We start from the raw sequence: 16740 nt of genomic DNA on the forward strand, positions 1-16740 counted from the left end.
CCCGGCGTGATTATAGTCGGGTGCTTTTGTTTGTGTTCAGAATCTATTCACTCGCAGGGAAGGAAGTCTCGAATTCGGTTTGTTTACGTGAGCTTTTGGCTAAAATTGTTCCACTGTGGAGCTCTGTGATGCTCTTGGCAATCGCGAGTCCTAAGCCGCTTCCGCCAGTCTCCCTGGAACGTGACTTATCTACACGATAAAATCGCTTGAATAAGTGGGGGAGGTCCGTGGCAGGGATCGGGTTACCGTAATTCGTGCATGTAGCAATCACACTGTCATCTTTTCTATAAACGGAAATATCTAGAATCTTACCTTCTTTACCGTATCTAACCGCATTGGTAAATAGATTCTCATATAATCGTACTAACTCGTCCGCATCACCATGGATAATTAAAGGGCCCATATCCGTATGAATACGGTAGGTCATATCCGCTTGCTCCAATACGGGAGCGAATTCCTCGACAAGCTTTTCGAGCAGCTTGCCGAGATCTACAGGCTCCATATTAAGGGGAAGCCCGTTGCTGCTAACACGTGTATATTCGAATAAATCGTCGATTAGCTTTTTAAGAGTCAGGGATTTCTCATAGGCGATATTCACATAATAACGCAGCTCAACCTCGTTCTTATAACGATCCTTCTCCACATATTCCAGGAATCCCAGTACAGAAGTTAGAGGGGTTCGAAGATCATGGGATACACCAGTGATTAGGTCGTTTTTGGCTTTCGCTGCTGCTCGTTCTTCATCTATAGCGGATTTTAGCTTGCCCGCCATGAGGTTCATATTTTCGGCGAGTTTACCGAGTTCATCCGTTCCTGTTACTGGTACCTTGAAAGATAAGTTGCCGTCAGCAATCGCTTGAACCCCGCTTGAAATGTTATGAAGATGGCTTGTTGTATTTCTGGATAGCTTCAGGATGAAAAAAATAAATAAAGGAACCCCAATAAGAATCACTATAGGAGTAGAACCGATGTTATTGGTCACCCAGCGGATGAGTTTAACGCCCCAGAAGGAATGAGAAGGATTGAGCCATAGCAAAAGGGATGTCCCATAATAGCCGACCAATAAAATTGCTGCTGTAAGAGCTAGACTCGTTAGGCTAAAGCCAACTATTTTCCAAGATAAGGTATCGAATCTTTTAAAGTTCATCTAGAAGAACCTCCTTTTTCCAGTTTGTAGCCAACGCCCTATACCGTCTTTAAATACTGTGATTTTCTTGAATTAGCTTCAATTTTTTCTCTGATTTTTCGAATGTGTACGATGAGTGTATTACTGAGTCCAGTGATTTTATCTAGTTCCTGACCCTTGGCAGATCGGGAATTTTTGTGTTTCCCGAATTTTTATACAGGCCTCTATACCGTCCGTACTACAAGAAGTATACAATATTCTCGATTGAAATCCTTATTTGAAGGCTGGCGAGGATCGATGGGAAACAGTTTGTTTAGCTCTTTGAAAAACTTAAGGCTATTATAAAACCGTCCACATACCAAAGATGAAACAGGCGAACTTCCCAATGGCGGCATGTAAAAGTAAAAAGTAAACTTAATAGTTTCTTAACAAGCCTTAAGATTTGGGAAGCGGCTATGCTATAATAATTTCAAATTCAATAGGTTGGAGGAGAATTGGAAGATGTGGAAAGAGTTTAAAGCTTTTGCCCTGAAAGGAAATGTACTAGATTTAGCCATTGCTGTCGTTATCGGAGCAGCTTTTGGTAAGATTGTGACTTCATTAGTATCTGACATCATTATGCCAATTGTTGGCTTGATAACAGGTGGTATAGATCTGAAGGATCGGGCTCTAAGTGTTATGGTTATGCATAATGAACTGCTTATCCCTTATGGGCAATTTTTGCAGGCGGTAGTTGATTTCTTTATTATTTCCTTCTCAATCTTTATGGTGATTAAACTGGCTAATAAATTCCAGCGCAAAGAAGCCGTTAAAGTTGAAGTGGTGGAGACGCCAGCACCCGCAGAAGATATCGTGTTGCTAACGGAAATTCGTGATTTGTTGAAACAACAAGAACGCGGATTGTAATTGGGAAAAGAAAAAGCGCCTGGAGATACAGTCCAGGCGCTTTTTCTTTTGTTATGTAAATGTATGGAATGGGTTTTAACTGTACATTTGCAGGCTATGTATAACCATGTCGTTTCTTCTAGTAATCACCATACCTCTCAGAATTAAGTTACAAATTTTAAGTAAATATATAAAACGCACTTGCATTTCGAAGGTGTAAGTGATAATTTTGTTAGTAAGGAAAAGTTGAACCTCAATTAAATAAAGGATCAATCCTTCAGGGCAGGGTGTAATTCCCTACCGGCGGTGATGTTGTTGTAGAGTGCTTATTTATTAAGTTTATCTACCACACTTAGTCCGCTACCCGGCTCGCGTTGTTGACGCGAACGGTGGACCCGGTGAAATTCCGGGACCGACAGTATAGTCTGGATGGAAGAAGGAGAGGTTAACCGCTTGTCTGTAATAGACAGGTGGACTGCAGTGTTTTCATTTATTATGTGCGATATTTCACAATTGCCGTCGTTTGACGGTTATTTACGCACACTTTTATTTGGACTGCCGATAAACTCTCGCATAACCCATCTTTACTCCTCCTGGAGAATGAGATGGGTTTTTCTGTTTTTACGCATCAGATAGACAGTAAGTGGATAGGGGGAACGAGATGGATAATATGAATGACGAGTTTTATATGTCGTTAGCGCTGGATATGGCAGAACGGGCCCAAGGACAGACGGGAATTAACCCTGTTGTTGGCTGTGTTGTTGTAAAGAATGGAGCGATGATTGGACTTGGAACTCATTTGCAGCGCGGAACAGGTCATGCTGAGGTTCATGCCTTGAATATGGCGGCTGGCCAAGCACAGGGCAGCACTGCCTACGTAACACTGGAACCATGCAGTCACTATGGCAAGACTCCGCCCTGCAGCCAAAGGCTGATCGACGAGGGAGTAGCCAGAGTGGTAGTCGCTTGTGAAGACCCTAACCCTCAGGTTGCGGGTCGCGGCGTTCAAATGCTGCGTGAGCATGGCATTGAAGTAGAAGTAGGGTTGCTGCGAGAACGTGCGCTGCGGTTGAATGAGCGTTTTATCAAGTATATTTTGACAAAACAGCCTTTTGTTACGCTCAAGAGTGCCAGCACGCTGGATGGTAACCTAGCTACCAAATCTGGTGACAGTAAATGGATTTCAAATGGTGAAGCGCGGGAGATCGTACATACGCTGCGGCATCGGCATCAGGGAATAATGGTCGGTGTGAACACAGTGATTGCAGATAATCCTTCACTGACGACAAGAACGGAAGTGCCGGGTATTCATCCGATACGGATTGTGATTGATTCTGGACTACGTATTCCTTTGGATTCAGCAGTTGTAAGTGACGGTCTAGCGCCTACTATCATCGTGACAACTGAAGCCGCAGATGATGAAAAGAAAGCAGCACTTCTTCAAGCAGGTGTGCAAATCATTGTTAGCGGAGCAGGACCACGGGTGGATTTGAAGGCTGCTATGGTAACACTCGGTGAAATGGAAATCGGATCGATTTTACTTGAAGGCGGAGGCACGCTAAATGGTGCGATGCTGGAGAGTGGGCTAGTTGATCGAGTGATTCTCTTTTTCGCTCCAAAGATTGTTGGCGGTGGTGCTGAAGCGAAAGGGACGTTCGTATTTCCTGGTATAGAGCTAATGAAGGATGCGATTTCTCTGGAGGGATTGGAAGTAAAAGTGCTCGGAGATAATGTATGTATCAGCGGTACTCCGGTACGCTAAAGTAAATGGTTACAAAACTTAATCGTGTGCTTCCGGAGCAAGTTTTGTTCGGAGAGATAGCGGAGAAGTGTTACTCACACAAAACTCCTAGGAGGGAAAGCATGTTCACTGGATTAGTCGAAGAAGTTGGCACTCTGAGAAGTGTCTCCACCGGTGGAGAAATGATGGTGCTGAACATTGCCGCTTCCGTCATCATGGATGATTTGAAGATTGGTGATAGCGTATCGGTTAATGGCGTCTGTCTTACAGCGACAGCTTTAGGCGAGAACTATTTTACAGTGGATGTCATGCCTCAGACCTATCGAAACAGTAATTTGAAGGAGCTACGTCCTGGCAGTCGAATGAATCTGGAGCGAGCAATGGCAGCCGGTGGTCGTTTTGGAGGTCATATTGTTCAGGGACATGTCGATGGCACTGCTGTCATCAAAAGCGTAAAGCGTGATCAGAATGCAGTAGTTTATGAGATTGCGCCGGATCGCAAATCGCTGTTTAAATATATCATCCCTAAAGGGTCGATCACGATTGATGGCATTAGCTTAACAGTAGTAAAGACGACGGCTTCATCGCTTACTGTATCCATTATTCCGCATACGTTAGGGGAAACTGTGCTAACTTATAAGCGGGCAGGAGATAGTGTGAATATTGAGTGTGATGTCCTGGGCAAATATGTAGATCATCTTCTTCATTATGGCTCAGCTGCACAAGATGAAGAAAGTGATAGCAGCTCCGGGATTAGTCGTGATTTCTTGGCGGCAAACGGATTTGTTTAAATAATGAGTAAGCTTACGAAGAAGGGAATAATCCTTCGTAAAGCTATTAGGAGGATAGGATCATGAGCGAACAATCGAAGAAGGATAGTGTCTTGGATCCGATTGAAGAAGCGATATATGATTTAATGCGCGGCAAAGTCATCATCGTGGTGGATGATGAAGATCGTGAGAATGAAGGGGATTTTATAGCTCTTGCTGAACGGGCGACACCAGAAGTCATCAATTTTATGATCACTGAGGGGCGTGGTTTGGTCTGCATGCCAATTACCGCTGAGCGTGCGGAAGAGCTTGAACTACAGGCTATGGTCAGTCACAATACAGATAATCACGGCACAGCCTTTACTGTATCGGTTGACCATATAGATACAACTACTGGTATATCAGCAGGGGAAAGATCCTTGACTGTAAAGGCCATGATTGACCCTAAAGCGAAGCCGTCTGATTTCCGTAGACCTGGCCATATGTTCCCGCTGATTGCGAAAAAAGGCGGTGTACTGCGCCGTTCCGGACATACAGAGGCTGCTGTTGATTTAGCCCGTATGTGTGGTGCATATCCAGCCAGTGTGATTTGTGAAATCATCAAAGAAGATGGCTCGATGGCCCGGTTGCCTGATCTGGTTGAGATTGCTAAGAAGCATGATCTTAAGTTGATCAGCATCAAAGACCTCATTCACTATCGGAACGAGAAGGAACAGCTCGTCAATCGCGAGGTGTCTGTACGTCTGCCTACCGATTTCGGTGAGTTTCAGACCATTGCCTATACAAATGAAGTGGATGATAAAGAACATGTAGCATTGGTGAAGGGCGATATTTCCGGTGATGAGCCAGTGTTAGTACGAGTACATTCCGAATGCTTGACGGGTGACGTATTCCACTCCCATCGCTGCGATTGTGGTCCCCAGTTTGAAGCAGCGCTTCGGCAGATCGAAGCTGCTGGTAGAGGCGTATTGCTCTATATGCGTCAAGAAGGCAGGGGCATTGGTCTTATTAATAAGCTTAAAGCCTACAAGCTTCAAGAAGAAGGACTCGATACTGTAGATGCCAATCTAAAGCTTGGTTTTCCAGCAGATTTGCGTGATTACGGGATTGGAGCACAAATTCTGAAGGATCTAGGTATAAGTCAAATTCGTCTCTTAACGAACAATCCTCGAAAGATCAAAGGGTTGGAAGGTTATGGATTGGAAGTTGTTGAGCGAGTGCCAATTCAAATGCCGGAGAATAAGGATAATACTAATTATCTCCATACGAAGCAGGCGAAACTTGGGCATTTGCTGTCTTTTGACGACATTGAACAAAATGAGGATTCGAAAGTATAATCACACACAATAAAAAACGAAGGGTAGATGAATGATATGCCGAAATATTTAGAAGGACATTTAGTTTCCGAGGGGTTAAAATACGGAGTCGTAGTAGGACGTTTTAATGAATTTATTACTAGTAAGCTTTTGTCAGGTGCACTTGATGCATTTAAACGCCATGGTGCTAACGATGATGAAGTAGATGTTGCTTGGGTTCCAGGCGTGTTTGAAATTCCGTTAATTGCTCAAAAAATGGCGGAAAGCGGTAAATACGACGCTGTAATCACTTTAGGAACTGTTATCCGTGGCTCTACAACGCACTATGATTATGTATGTAATGAAGTTGCAAAAGGGGTAGCTGCGATCAATCTTAAAACCGGCGTGCCGACGATTTTTGGCGTAGTAACTACTGAGAATATTGAACAGGCCATTGAGCGTTCAGGAACCAAAGCAGGGAATAAAGGCTGGGATGCTGCGACTGCTGCGATTGAAATGGCGAATCTTAACAAACTGTTTAAGTAAGACAGCTATTGACGAATCAGTCGAATTCGTGCTTATTTATAGTATAAGAAGAAAGCATGGATTATAGAGCCCTTTCTACTTGTGTAGCGTCCTTTAGGGCGCTGCACTTTACTTTTTTTGGCGGGAGGATGCTTCGTGACTGTATTGTACAAGCTGGAAACGTTTGAAGGTCCGCTGGATCTGCTTTTGCATTTAATTGATAAGGCGGAAATCGACATCCAGGACATTCCGGTCGCCGAGATCACCGAACAGTATATGGAATACCTGCGAAGTATGCAGGAGCTTGAACTGGATATTACGAGTGAATTTCTCGTGATGGCCGCAACCCTATTATCTATAAAGAGCAAGCTATTGCTGCCCAAACCACCGGTCATTGAGATCGATGATTTTGAATATTACGAAGAAGATGAATTTGATCCACGAGCTGAACTTGTTCAGCGACTGATTGAGTATCGTAAATTCAAGAGTATTGCTGTTCATTTAATGGATATGGAGAGCGAGCGGAGCTTGATTTTTACGAAGGAGCCGGAGGATCTGGGTCCATACGTGCCTGAAGAGATTGACCATACGCTAAAAGGACTACATACTTCCGACCTTATAGCTGCTTTCCGTAAGGCACTTAGTAAGGCGGCAAGAAGGTCATCTTACCAGCGGATCACCCGGGACGAAATATCGGTAAAAGATCGTATACGTGATGTATCGGATGCGCTGCAGCGCAGAGGAAAAGGCGGAAGGCTCCATTTCTCAGCACTGCTTCACGATGAAATGGCGCGACACGAAATCGTAGTTACTTTTCTTGCGATTCTGGAACTGATGAAAATGAAGGCGATTTTTTGCTATCAAGAGAAATTGTTTGAGGACATCGTAATGGAGTGGAGAGGAGGAGAACACTTCAATGGATTACAAAACGCTGAAATCGATTATTGAGGGCCTGTTGTTTCTATCAGGTGATGAAGGGATCTCCGTACGGCAAGTCGCCGAGATTACGGAGCAGCGGCCAGAGCTTGCGGCTGGAGCATTAGAAGAACTAAAAGAGGATTATGTAACACAGGAGCGGGGATTGCAGGTAGTCCAAATTGCCGGGAATTATCGGTTGGCTACATTACCTGAGCATGCCCATTATTTTGAACGCTTGGCTTATTCCCCATCCAGATCAACCTTGTCTCAGGCCGCATTAGAGACATTGGCGATCGTGGCCTATCGTCAGCCCATTACACGGGTGGAGATCGAAGAGATTCGAGGCGTGAAATCCGAACGTGCTATTCATACGCTGAATAACAAGGATTTGATCCATGAGGTAGGTCGTGCGGAGGCCGTAGGGCGTCCAATCTTATATGGGACGACTAAATCATTCTTGGAGAGCTTTGGCCTAGCAAGTCTGAATGAGCTGCCAGAACCATCTAACTTCGAATCCACTGATAATTTGGAAGAGGAGACACAGCTATTGTTCAATAAGCTGGATACTCAAATGACGTTCGAGGATATAGAGCAACCTTAGTTTTTTTTGTTATTCCGCAATGATTTGTATTGCTGGGACTGCCCATAAACCATTCATAATGGTTTATGGGCAGTCCCTATTTTTTTGTAGAGCCACATTTTTTAGCCAAACCCCGAATTTTTTCCAGATTAAATTGCCATACTAAACCAAAGGTTCCCATTATTAAGGTTTCTTGGAGGTAAATACGTGACGTTATGGCTTGGAATACCCCTCGGATTGCTGGTACTGGCAATGATCCTGGTTCTGTCTTCATCTATCGATTTCCGCATCCGGTGCTATAAACATGACAAAAATGATCTGATCGAGTTAGATGTTAAGACACTTTTTGGTCTGATCAAACTGCACTATGAACTGCCTCGATTGGTCTTTAAGGGATTGGAGCAAGGCGTGCTTGGAAAGTTTAAAGAGACGGGTACCGCGACTACAGGTGTTGACACTGTAAAGGAAGAACAATTCGATAAAGAAAGAATTGAGCGCTGGCGGGACAATGTACAGCTAGCAGTGAAATCCACACGTGGATTGAAGAAGTGGTTCAAGGAAACTGTATCACATGTCAAAATATCAAAGCTCGACTGGTCCACAGACTTCTCACTAGGTGATGCGGCAGACACTGCCATAGTATCAGGAGCCGTCTGGGGATTGAAATGGAGCATCGTTGGATTTATTTCGAAGAGGGTCAAATTGAAACACAATCCACGAGTGTTTGTGAAGCCTGTTTTTCAAGATGAGCATTCTTTTTCAATGGAGTTCGTATGTGAGGGTAAATTGTCCGTTTCCTATGCCGTATACGCATCATTGCAGCTTATTCTTCGTGTCTTGAGGGAGGCGGGGGGAATCAGTAAGTGGAGAAAAATACTAAAACGGATGCGTAGGGAGTCTCATGGGCAAAGTTTAGAATGAAAGTTACATACAAATGCGTGGATGTGGGGATGATAAGCGCTGTAGAAGCAAGAGAAATCGTACTCAATTAAGGAGGAAACAATATGAGCGACCATCCTATTCAGGGTCTAATGCAAACAGCGATGGAAAATATCAAGGGCATGGTAGATGTTAATACGATTGTTGGAGATCCAGTACAAACACCTGACGGTAGTATTATTCTGCCGATTAGTAAGGTGGCCTTTGGGTTTGCTGCAGGGGGTAGTGATTATCGAGTAGAGGATTCTATAAGTGGATCAAGCTCCCAAGGCGGTGTCAAAATGCTTCCTTTTGGTGGCGGTAGTGGGGGCGGTGTCTCCATCAGACCGATCGCTTTTCTAGTGGTTGGTAAGGATGGGGTAAACATTGTGCCACTCGACAATCAAACGCATTTGTTCGAAAAAATTATCGATGCCACGCCTGGGCTCATCGACAAAATCCAGACCATGTTCCAAAGCAGCAGTTCTTCAGGTCAAGCTGGGTCAACTGCTACACAAGCACCACAAGCACAAGCACCACAAGCACCTGCTAAACCCGATCCAAGTACATCCCAATCTTCAACACATTAGGTACACATAATTCAACAAATAGCCTCGGGGATATCGCCTTACATCAGGCGGTGTCCCTTTTTGTGTGGAGAGGACATACCCTAAGGCTGGTCCGCATACACTTGTACAACATAAGCATGAAATGAATGACTTTACTTAAGAACCGATAAGAATCCGGAGGATAAATATGAAGACAATAACCCGTAAATTTCCAATCGCCTTATTACTGAGCATTTTGCTGCTGTTTCTGACACCGCTAACTTTGATTCATGCGGAGAACAGCTCCATATCTACGCATGCAAGGGCAGCGGCGCTGATTGATGTGGAATCCGGGCGTATTTTGTATAGCAGTCGAGGAGATGAGCCGATGCTTATTGCCAGCCTGACTAAAATAATGACTGCCCTCGTCGCTATTGAGAATGGTGATTTAGCATCCAAAGTCAAAGTTGGTAAAAATGCTTTCGCCAAAGAAGGCTCCTCTATTTATTTACAGCAAGGTGAAGAGATGACGCTGGAAAATATGCTGTATGGTCTAATGCTGCGATCTGGGAATGATGCGGCAACAGCGATCGCTGAACATATCGGCGGTTCTGAAGAAGGGTTTGTATACCTGATGAACAATAAGGCTGAAGAGCTCGGATTAAAAAACACTCATTTTGCTAATCCGCATGGTCTAGATGCTGAAGGTCATTATTCGAGTGCTAACGACTTAGCCGTACTGACGGCGTATGCTCTTCATAATCCTGTATTTAAGCAAATTGTGAAGACACAGGAGAAAACTGCGGACAATCCAAATGAGAAATGGGATTACAAGTGGAGAAACAAGAATAAAATGCTGTACTTATATGAGGGCGCAGACGGTGTGAAGACAGGATATACCAAAAAAGCGCTACGCTGCCTTGTCAGCTCAGCGACCAGAAACGGCCAGCAGCTTGTCGCAGTGACCATAAATGATGGGGATGACTGGAATGATCATGCCTCACTGCTAAACTTTGGATTTAATCACTACCCACTAAAAACAATGATCGAACGCGGGGACCCCGTGAGCGGTTATGACTTCGTGACAGCCAAAAAATTCGCCTATCCGCTCGGACAAGGGGAGCAGGATAGAGTGACCACCAAACTTGTCTTAAATCAGATCCCTTCGGCGTCAGCCAAAGCTGCAAGATCAAACTTTGGATTACAAGGGGTTCTCGTTCTTGATCTAGGTGGCAAGGAGATAGGCCGGGTTCCAGTATATACACGAGAGTCCTTACCTCCTGAGGAATCCGCTTATACTAAAAAATATAGTACAACGCAAGCACACACTTATCCTGCTGATAATTGGTTTCAGGCTATAGGGAGTGCACTGAAGGCGTTATTTAAATTGGGCGAAAGTTCCAAGTAAGCAGATAGCTGAATAATGAGGAGGGAGGCGTATCCATGATTAACGGGATCTGGCTAGGAATGATCATCATCGGTTTTCTGTTCGCCGCCGTTAACGGCAGAATGGATGAATTTACAGCCGCCGTATTCGACGGAGCCAAGAGTGGGGTTACAGTAAGTTTCGGCTTAATAAGTGTGCTTGTATTCTGGCTAGGAATCATGCGGATCGCAGAGGATGCTGGTTTGCTTAAAAAAATAGCCAAGATTCTTGGGCCTATCGTAGCCTTCCTCTTTCCAGATGTGCCGAAGGGTCATCCTGCAATCGGATATATTCTCTCCAACATGAGCGCTAATTTGCTTGGACTTGGCAATGCGGCTACACCTATGGGGATCAAGGCGATGCAGGAGCTGCAGAAGCTCAACCCGGATAAAGAAACGGCCACACCAGCCATGTGTACCTTACTGGCGCTTAACACAGCAAGCATTACGCTAATTCCCGCGACACTAATTGCGATCCGATTGAATTACAATTCGGCAGATCCTGCGGGAATAGTAGGCACAACCCTCGCCGCAACGGCTGTGGCGACTCTTGCGGCTATAGTTGCTGACCGGTTTTTCCGAAGGATGACATTGCTGCGCAAACCTCCAAAGCCGCCGTCAGCAAAGTCTGGTTCTGCTCCATTGGCCAAGACGTCGCTGCCTAATTCTTCATTGAAAGGGTGAGCATGACTTGTACCAGTTAATCAGTCTCCTATCGGCATGGGCGATTCCGGTCATGATTACGTTCATCCCGCTCTATGCTTTTACGCGTAAAGTCCCGGTGTATGAGTCATTTGTTGAAGGGGCGAAGGATGGATTTGGAACGGCAATCGCGATTATTCCTCATCTTGTGGGAATGCTTGTGGCGATCAGCGTCTTTCGCGCATCGGGCGCACTCGACTTCCTAATGGGATTCATATCTCCTGCTCTGCGGGGACTTGGCGTACCTCCTGAAGTACTGCCGCTCGGCCTTCTGCGGCCCCTCACTGGGACAGGCTCGCTTGCTTATACCACGGATCTGATTCGCGTTCATGGTCCGGATTCTCTAATCGGCATGATTGCCTCCACCATACAAGGCAGCACGGACACAACGCTCTATGTATTAACGGTTTATTTTGGAGCCGTTGGTGTGCGTAACGGACGTTATGCACTTAAGGTAGGTCTATTCTCCGATGTCGTTGGCTTCGTCGCCGCGATCGCGGTCTGCCTCCTGCTTTTTGGGTAGGAGGCGTCACCCCCTTTCCTTCCTCAACATATGCTATTGCAGCAATGTGGAGGGAGGCAATCCGCTATGAACTACAAAGGTTTTATTCTGCATCAGTCTCGCTGTACTTCCATTAATGGCAAAGGCTTTGATTTCTGGGTTGATGTGGACGGAGCCATTTATGCAGCACCGCTGCTGACCGATCCGGAGTATATTCACATTTGCTTGGAAGGTGATTTCAGCTGGGAAGATGGCATTCCTCCATTATCTGGAAGGAAGGAACAGCTATTTGCCACAGGTAAACTCATTTTAGAACTGGTAGAGCGCTACCAAATCTCCCCTTTAATCATCGAACCCCACAATAATTACTGCCCAGGAGCATTTTTTCCATGGAATGAACTTGTGATTTATCCCTCTGATGGTTATCATTAATCTGAGGTGACTAGTCGAAAATGGAAAGATTACAGAAAATTTTGGCGCAGGCAGGTGTGGCGTCCAGACGTAAGTGTGAAGAAATGATTTTGGCCGGTAAAGTGGAAGTCAACGGGGAACTCGTAACTACGCTTGGCACGAAGGTGGACCCCGCAACAGATATTATTAAAGTCTCCGGTAGACTGATCCGGGGCGAGAACAAAATCTATATTATGTTCAACAAACCTAAAGGAGTCATTACAAGTGCTTCCGATCCAAAGGGTCGCAAGGTTGTAACAGATTACCTTAAAGGAATTACAGAACGGGTTTACCCTGTAGGCCGTCTGGATTACGATACGGAAGGACTGCTGCTGTTAACGAATGATGGAGATTTCGCTAACTTGCTTACCCATCCTAAGCATCATGTACCTAAGACGTATCACGCTACGGTCAAGGGTATTCCGCACGGTACTGCACTGGACAAGCTAAAGGCTGGGATCAAGCTGGAAGATGGTATGACAGCGCCTGCCGAAGTAGAGTACAAAGATATTGATGAAGCGAATAAAGAAGCAGTAATCAGCATTACGATTCACGAGGGACGTAACCGTCAGGTACGACGCATGTTTGATGCGATTTCACACCCCGTTCTCCGTCTGAAGCGGATTTCATTCGGGGATATTATGCTGCAAAATCTTAAACGTGGATCCTACCGTCATTTGACTAAAGATGAAATTAACCATCTGCAGCAAATTGCCAAAGCAGGATTACTCAAAGAAAGAACTCCACGTAAAGAGTCATAAAGACACACAATATTCACAATTAAACCCCCTAATACTGTGACGAAATTCGCTATAATGTTCATAGGATGTTCACACCTTACAACATAAGTATGAGTTGCGTCACAGAAGGGGGCTTTACATGTGGGTAAAGCGAGAAAACCAATTCAAATCGTAATTCTGTTTCTAATCGTTCTAGTGGGTGGTTATGCAATTGGTTCCTCTGTATTTGGTGGAAGCGGAAAACCAGAGGAAGGTAGTAAAGCGCCTGCCATTGATTTGCTGGGTCTTGATGGACTTGGGCATACGTTAGACGAGTATAAGGGGAAGGCTATTGTGCTGAATTTCTGGGGCTCATGGTGCACGCCATGTGTAAAAGAAATGCCGGCTCTCCAAGCACAATGGGAAAAATGGAAGGACAAAGATGTAGTCGTTATTGGAATCAACGTAGGTGAAGATCAGATGACTGTCGAGAATTTTGTGAAGCAAGTCAATATTGATTTTCCGATTTTGATGGACACGGGACGAGACGCTGTACGAAGTTATGGTATTTCTCCACTCCCCACTACTTTTTTTATTAATGCAAAGGGTAAAATTGACAGCATTCATATTGGTCAGCTTGATTTAGATTCACTAGATGATCAAATTGGGAAGCTGGTGGATTGATGAGTGAACGCGAGGCTTTTATAACCAATACCAAATGTGAATGTGGCCATCAGAACCCTGTAGGCACTGTTCTATGTGAAGCATGCGGAAAGCCGCTTGGCAAAGAATCGGACTGGGGCGAGAATCTGGAAATGCGTTATGATGGTGTAGCCCGTCGTTCGCAGCGTGTTAATCCAAGCATTATTGATCGAGTTTGGAACTTTTTTTCATCTGTCAAAATAGCGATATATCTAATCGTTTTGACACTGTTAGGCTCTATGCTGGGAACCATTTTCCCTCAGGAGAGTACTTTCCTTAATATTGATGCATCGAGTTATTATAAGCAGGAGTACGGAACAGCTGGGGACATCTACTATAAGCTTGGACTTTCACATACATACGAATCCTGGTGGTTTGTGACTCTACTCGTAATGATTGGTGCTTCACTAGTCATTTGTAGTTTGGACAGAGTACTTCCGCTATATAAGGCATTAACTAGGCAGAAGATTCGGAAACATCGTCAGTTCTTAACTCGGCAAAAGGCTGTGCTAGTTACTGAAGTGCAAGAAGAACCAGAAGCTTGGGTTGCTCGGGTGGTTCAGCCTATGCGTAAAAAGGGCTACCGAGTCAAGACGGATGGAGGAGCTCTGCTGGCAGAAAAACACCGCTTCAGCCGCTGGGGGCCTTACGTAATACATATTGGTTTGATTATTTTTTTACTTGCTGTACTGGCAAGAGGATTGCCGGGTCTCAACATGGATCAGCATCTTGCTTTCCCGCAAGGGGAAATTACACAGATTCCGGATACTACCTATTATTTAAAAAACGAGAAATTCACCGTAGAGTTCTACACCGATGAAGAGATGCCTGAGGAGTTTCGAGGCAAAAAAATCCTTCCAAAATTATTCCAAACTAAAGCAGTGCTATATAAATGTACCGCGGATTGCGCAGATCCTACTAAGGAACCGCAGCTTACTGAGGTGACAACGCATAATATCCAAGTAAACTCACCTTTGGATTATAAAGGATTGAAAGCGTATCAGTTTGATTATGATCTAACACCTGTGCTGCGTTCTGTACAGCCAGTGCTTAAGAATTCCACCACTGGGGAGTCGTACGGTAAATTCAAACTGGATATGAAGAATCCGCAGCGTACAATTACAGCGGGACCCTATACGATGACTTTAAAAGAGAAGTATATGGATTTTGGACTGAATGAGGATGGTCAGCCGATATCTAAGTCGCCTTATCCGAATGCACCAGCATTCTTATTCTTGATTCAAGGACCGAATTTGCCAGCGGAAGGGCAGCAGTACTTCTATTTTCCTAAGCAGGTAGATAAGTCTCAGTTTCAGCAGGTGGCTATTAACGATAAGCTTGGTGGCAGCAATAGATTTCTTGAGCTTGAAGTGGACAACATGAGCGATGTTGATTTTTCGGAATCGACTACATACTTGAATATACGTATTGATCGTGCAATGCCTTTTGTATGGTTAGGTGCAGCAATCGTGATGCTGGGTTTAATCCTTGGATTTTACTGGCAGCATAGACGCATCTGGCTTACCGTTGTAAACGGAGAGCTAATACTCGGAGGACATACGAACAAGAATTGGTTCGGTTTCCGTCGTGAGATCGTTTCTATTTTAGAAAAAGTAGATATGGTAGTCGATGAAAAATCAATAGATAATGGAGGAGGCCTTACATGAGCTTGCTCGATATCAGCAGTGCCGTCTTTATTGCCGCATTCTTATTATACAGCGGGTCGTTTATGTTATTCACTATCGCTATCATGGGTCGCAAGTGGTCGGGCCGCAAGCCAGAGGAACATACTGCTCGATGGGGTAAAATAGCTTTTATTGTTTCTTCTATAGGTCTTATCTTTCATCTTATTTATTTCTTTACACGTTGGTTTGGTGCAGGACATATTCCAGTCAGCAATATGTATGAGTTCATGACTTTCTTATCCATGATGGTTATGGTAGCCTTTACAGTGATGTACGCGATCTATCGCAAAGTTATTCTCGGTCTGTTTGCAGTTCCAATTAGCATTATTGTGATGGCGTACGCAGCTGTATTTCCACAGGAGGTTCAGCCGTTAATTCCATCCCTGCAATCGAACTATCTCAAGATTCACGTAACACTGGCAGCACTAGGTGAATCCTTTTTCGCGGTAGGTTTTGCGGCAGGGCTGATGTATCTGCTACGGACTGTTAATTTTTCCAGTAAAGAGAAGGCGGATCGTAAGCAACAGAGACTGATTGAATTTACTCTCTTTTCAATCATTGTTATAATTGGGTTTCTGGGTTCAGTTTTTGCTTTCCGCGGAGCAGGTTATGAGACTGTTTTTGTTCGTCCCAACGTTACGATTGACAGCGCAGGGCAGGAAAATAGTACAATAGAGAAAGTGAGTTATCGAATGCCGCCGATTGTGGCTCCTCACAATAGCGAAATTGAAAGCTTCCAGTCGTTTCTTGGCATGAAAGAACCTCTCTTTGAAGCTCCTTCATGGATGAATGGTGTGAATGCTGGCCGGAAGTTTAATACTGTAATCTGGTCGATTCTTTCCGGATTACTCCTTTACGGAATTCTTCGCTTGATCGTACGCAAGCCACTAGGCGCAGCGATTCACCCGGTTATGGAGGGGATTGATGAAGGCGATCTAGATGAGATAACGTATAGGGCGATAGCCATTGGCTTTCCTATTTTCACATTAGGCGCTTTGATTTTTGCAATGATATGGGCGCAAATAGCCTGGGGAAGATTCTGGGGATGGGACCCCAAAGAAGTCTGGGCACTCGTTACTTGGCTTTTCTATAGTGCTTATCTTCATTTACGATTGGCTCGTGGATGGCAAGGGCGAAAATCTGCCTGGCTTGCCGTTCTAGGCTTTTTGGTCGTAATGTTTACCTTAGTTGGCGTTAATCTAGTCATCGCCGGACTTCATTCTTATGCGGGGACGGACTGAGCATAGTT

18 protein-coding genes, 1 pseudogene and 1 riboswitch are annotated in these 16740 nt (G+C 44.7%); of the genes and pseudogenes, 17 read left to right on the plus strand and 2 right to left on the minus strand.

Features of this window, described 5'->3' with window-relative positions:
• Positions 1-43 precede the first annotated feature (43 nt).
• Entirely contained in the window at positions 44-1147 is a 1104-nt protein-coding gene (locus tag MKX35_RS12400) for a sensor histidine kinase (protein ID WP_076299559.1), read from the minus strand.
• A gap of 38 nt (positions 1148-1185) precedes the next feature.
• Positions 1186-1269, minus strand: a pseudogene (locus tag MKX35_RS12405) (DNA-binding response regulator); the annotation flags it as partial.
• A 358-nt stretch (positions 1270-1627) separates the two neighbouring features.
• Between MKX35_RS12405 and mscL the strand changes: the two are divergent.
• The 17 genes from mscL (at position 1628) to ccsA (ending at position 16732) form a co-directional block, all read left to right on the plus strand.
• Entirely contained in the window at positions 1628-2032 is a 405-nt protein-coding gene (gene mscL, locus MKX35_RS12410) for a large-conductance mechanosensitive channel protein MscL (RefSeq protein ID WP_076299560.1), read from the plus strand.
• 248 nt (positions 2033-2280) lie between these two features.
• A riboswitch (FMN riboswitch) is annotated at positions 2281-2456 on the plus strand.
• 216 nt (positions 2457-2672) lie between these two features.
• Positions 2673-3773: a bifunctional diaminohydroxyphosphoribosylaminopyrimidine deaminase/5-amino-6-(5-phosphoribosylamino)uracil reductase RibD gene (ribD, locus tag MKX35_RS12415; RefSeq protein WP_042190282.1), complete on the plus strand. Its 1101-nt coding sequence runs from the start codon at positions 2673-2675 to the stop codon at positions 3771-3773.
• Positions 3774-3874: 101 nt separating this feature from the next.
• Entirely contained in the window at positions 3875-4543 is a 669-nt protein-coding gene (gene ribE, locus MKX35_RS12420) for a riboflavin synthase (protein ID WP_042190280.1), read from the plus strand.
• A 62-nt stretch (positions 4544-4605) separates the two neighbouring features.
• Positions 4606-5859, plus strand: coding sequence for a bifunctional 3,4-dihydroxy-2-butanone-4-phosphate synthase/GTP cyclohydrolase II (locus tag MKX35_RS12425; protein ID WP_076284543.1), 1254 nt, complete (start codon positions 4606-4608; stop codon positions 5857-5859).
• Positions 5860-5895: 36 nt separating this feature from the next.
• On the plus strand, positions 5896-6363 hold the full coding sequence (ribH, locus tag MKX35_RS12430) for a 6,7-dimethyl-8-ribityllumazine synthase (protein ID WP_042194286.1): 468 nt from the start codon (positions 5896-5898) through the stop codon (positions 6361-6363).
• Between the two features lie 135 nt (positions 6364-6498).
• Positions 6499-7290 (plus strand): segregation and condensation protein A, encoded by a 792-nt coding sequence (locus tag MKX35_RS12435; RefSeq protein ID WP_042190275.1) that lies wholly within the window; start codon positions 6499-6501, stop codon positions 7288-7290.
• Entirely contained in the window at positions 7259-7861 is a 603-nt protein-coding gene (gene scpB, locus MKX35_RS12440) for an SMC-Scp complex subunit ScpB (RefSeq protein WP_042190273.1), read from the plus strand. Before MKX35_RS12435 ends, scpB begins: the two co-directional genes overlap by 32 nt.
• Positions 7862-8047: 186 nt before the next feature.
• The gene (locus tag MKX35_RS12445) at positions 8048-8761 is read left to right on the plus strand and encodes a DUF2953 domain-containing protein (protein WP_076299561.1); all 714 of its coding nucleotides are present in this window, start codon (positions 8048-8050) and stop codon (positions 8759-8761) included.
• Between the two features lie 83 nt (positions 8762-8844).
• Positions 8845-9348 carry a GerW family sporulation protein gene (gene ytfJ / locus MKX35_RS12450; protein WP_076284545.1) on the plus strand — a complete coding sequence of 168 codons (504 nt, stop codon included), beginning with the start codon at positions 8845-8847 and terminating at the stop codon, positions 9346-9348.
• A 166-nt stretch (positions 9349-9514) separates the two neighbouring features.
• Complete coding sequence (locus tag MKX35_RS12455; protein ID WP_042190269.1) at positions 9515-10714, plus strand: D-alanyl-D-alanine carboxypeptidase family protein; 1200 nt, start codon at positions 9515-9517, stop codon at positions 10712-10714.
• Between the two features lie 35 nt (positions 10715-10749).
• A complete protein-coding gene (locus tag MKX35_RS12460) occupies positions 10750-11415 on the plus strand; it encodes a nucleoside recognition domain-containing protein (RefSeq protein ID WP_076284546.1) in 666 nt (221 codons plus the stop codon).
• Positions 11416-11467: 52 nt separating this feature from the next.
• Positions 11468-11956 (plus strand): spore maturation protein, encoded by a 489-nt coding sequence (locus MKX35_RS12465; protein ID WP_042190265.1) that lies wholly within the window; start codon positions 11468-11470, stop codon positions 11954-11956.
• A 66-nt stretch (positions 11957-12022) separates the two neighbouring features.
• Positions 12023-12367 carry a peptidoglycan recognition protein family protein gene (locus MKX35_RS12470; protein WP_076284547.1) on the plus strand — a complete coding sequence of 115 codons (345 nt, stop codon included), beginning with the start codon at positions 12023-12025 and terminating at the stop codon, positions 12365-12367.
• Between the two features lie 20 nt (positions 12368-12387).
• On the plus strand, positions 12388-13146 hold the full coding sequence (locus MKX35_RS12475; RefSeq protein ID WP_036676166.1) for a pseudouridine synthase: 759 nt from the start codon (positions 12388-12390) through the stop codon (positions 13144-13146).
• 120 nt (positions 13147-13266) lie between these two features.
• Positions 13267-13788 carry a redoxin domain-containing protein gene (locus tag MKX35_RS12480; protein WP_042190261.1) on the plus strand — a complete coding sequence of 174 codons (522 nt, stop codon included), beginning with the start codon at positions 13267-13269 and terminating at the stop codon, positions 13786-13788.
• Positions 13788-15473, plus strand: coding sequence for a cytochrome c biogenesis protein ResB (gene resB / locus MKX35_RS12485; RefSeq protein WP_076284548.1), 1686 nt, complete (start codon positions 13788-13790; stop codon positions 15471-15473). The genes MKX35_RS12480 and resB overlap by 1 nt, the downstream gene beginning before the upstream one ends.
• Positions 15470-16732, plus strand: coding sequence for a cytochrome c biogenesis protein CcsA (gene ccsA, locus MKX35_RS12490; RefSeq protein WP_042190256.1), 1263 nt, complete (start codon positions 15470-15472; stop codon positions 16730-16732). The genes resB and ccsA overlap by 4 nt, the downstream gene beginning before the upstream one ends.
• The last annotated feature ends 8 nt before the right edge of the window (positions 16733-16740 follow it).

The sequence above is a fragment of the Paenibacillus sp. FSL R5-0923 genome, from assembly GCF_038009145.1.
GTDB lineage: Bacteria > Bacillota > Bacilli > Paenibacillales > Paenibacillaceae > Paenibacillus_AQ.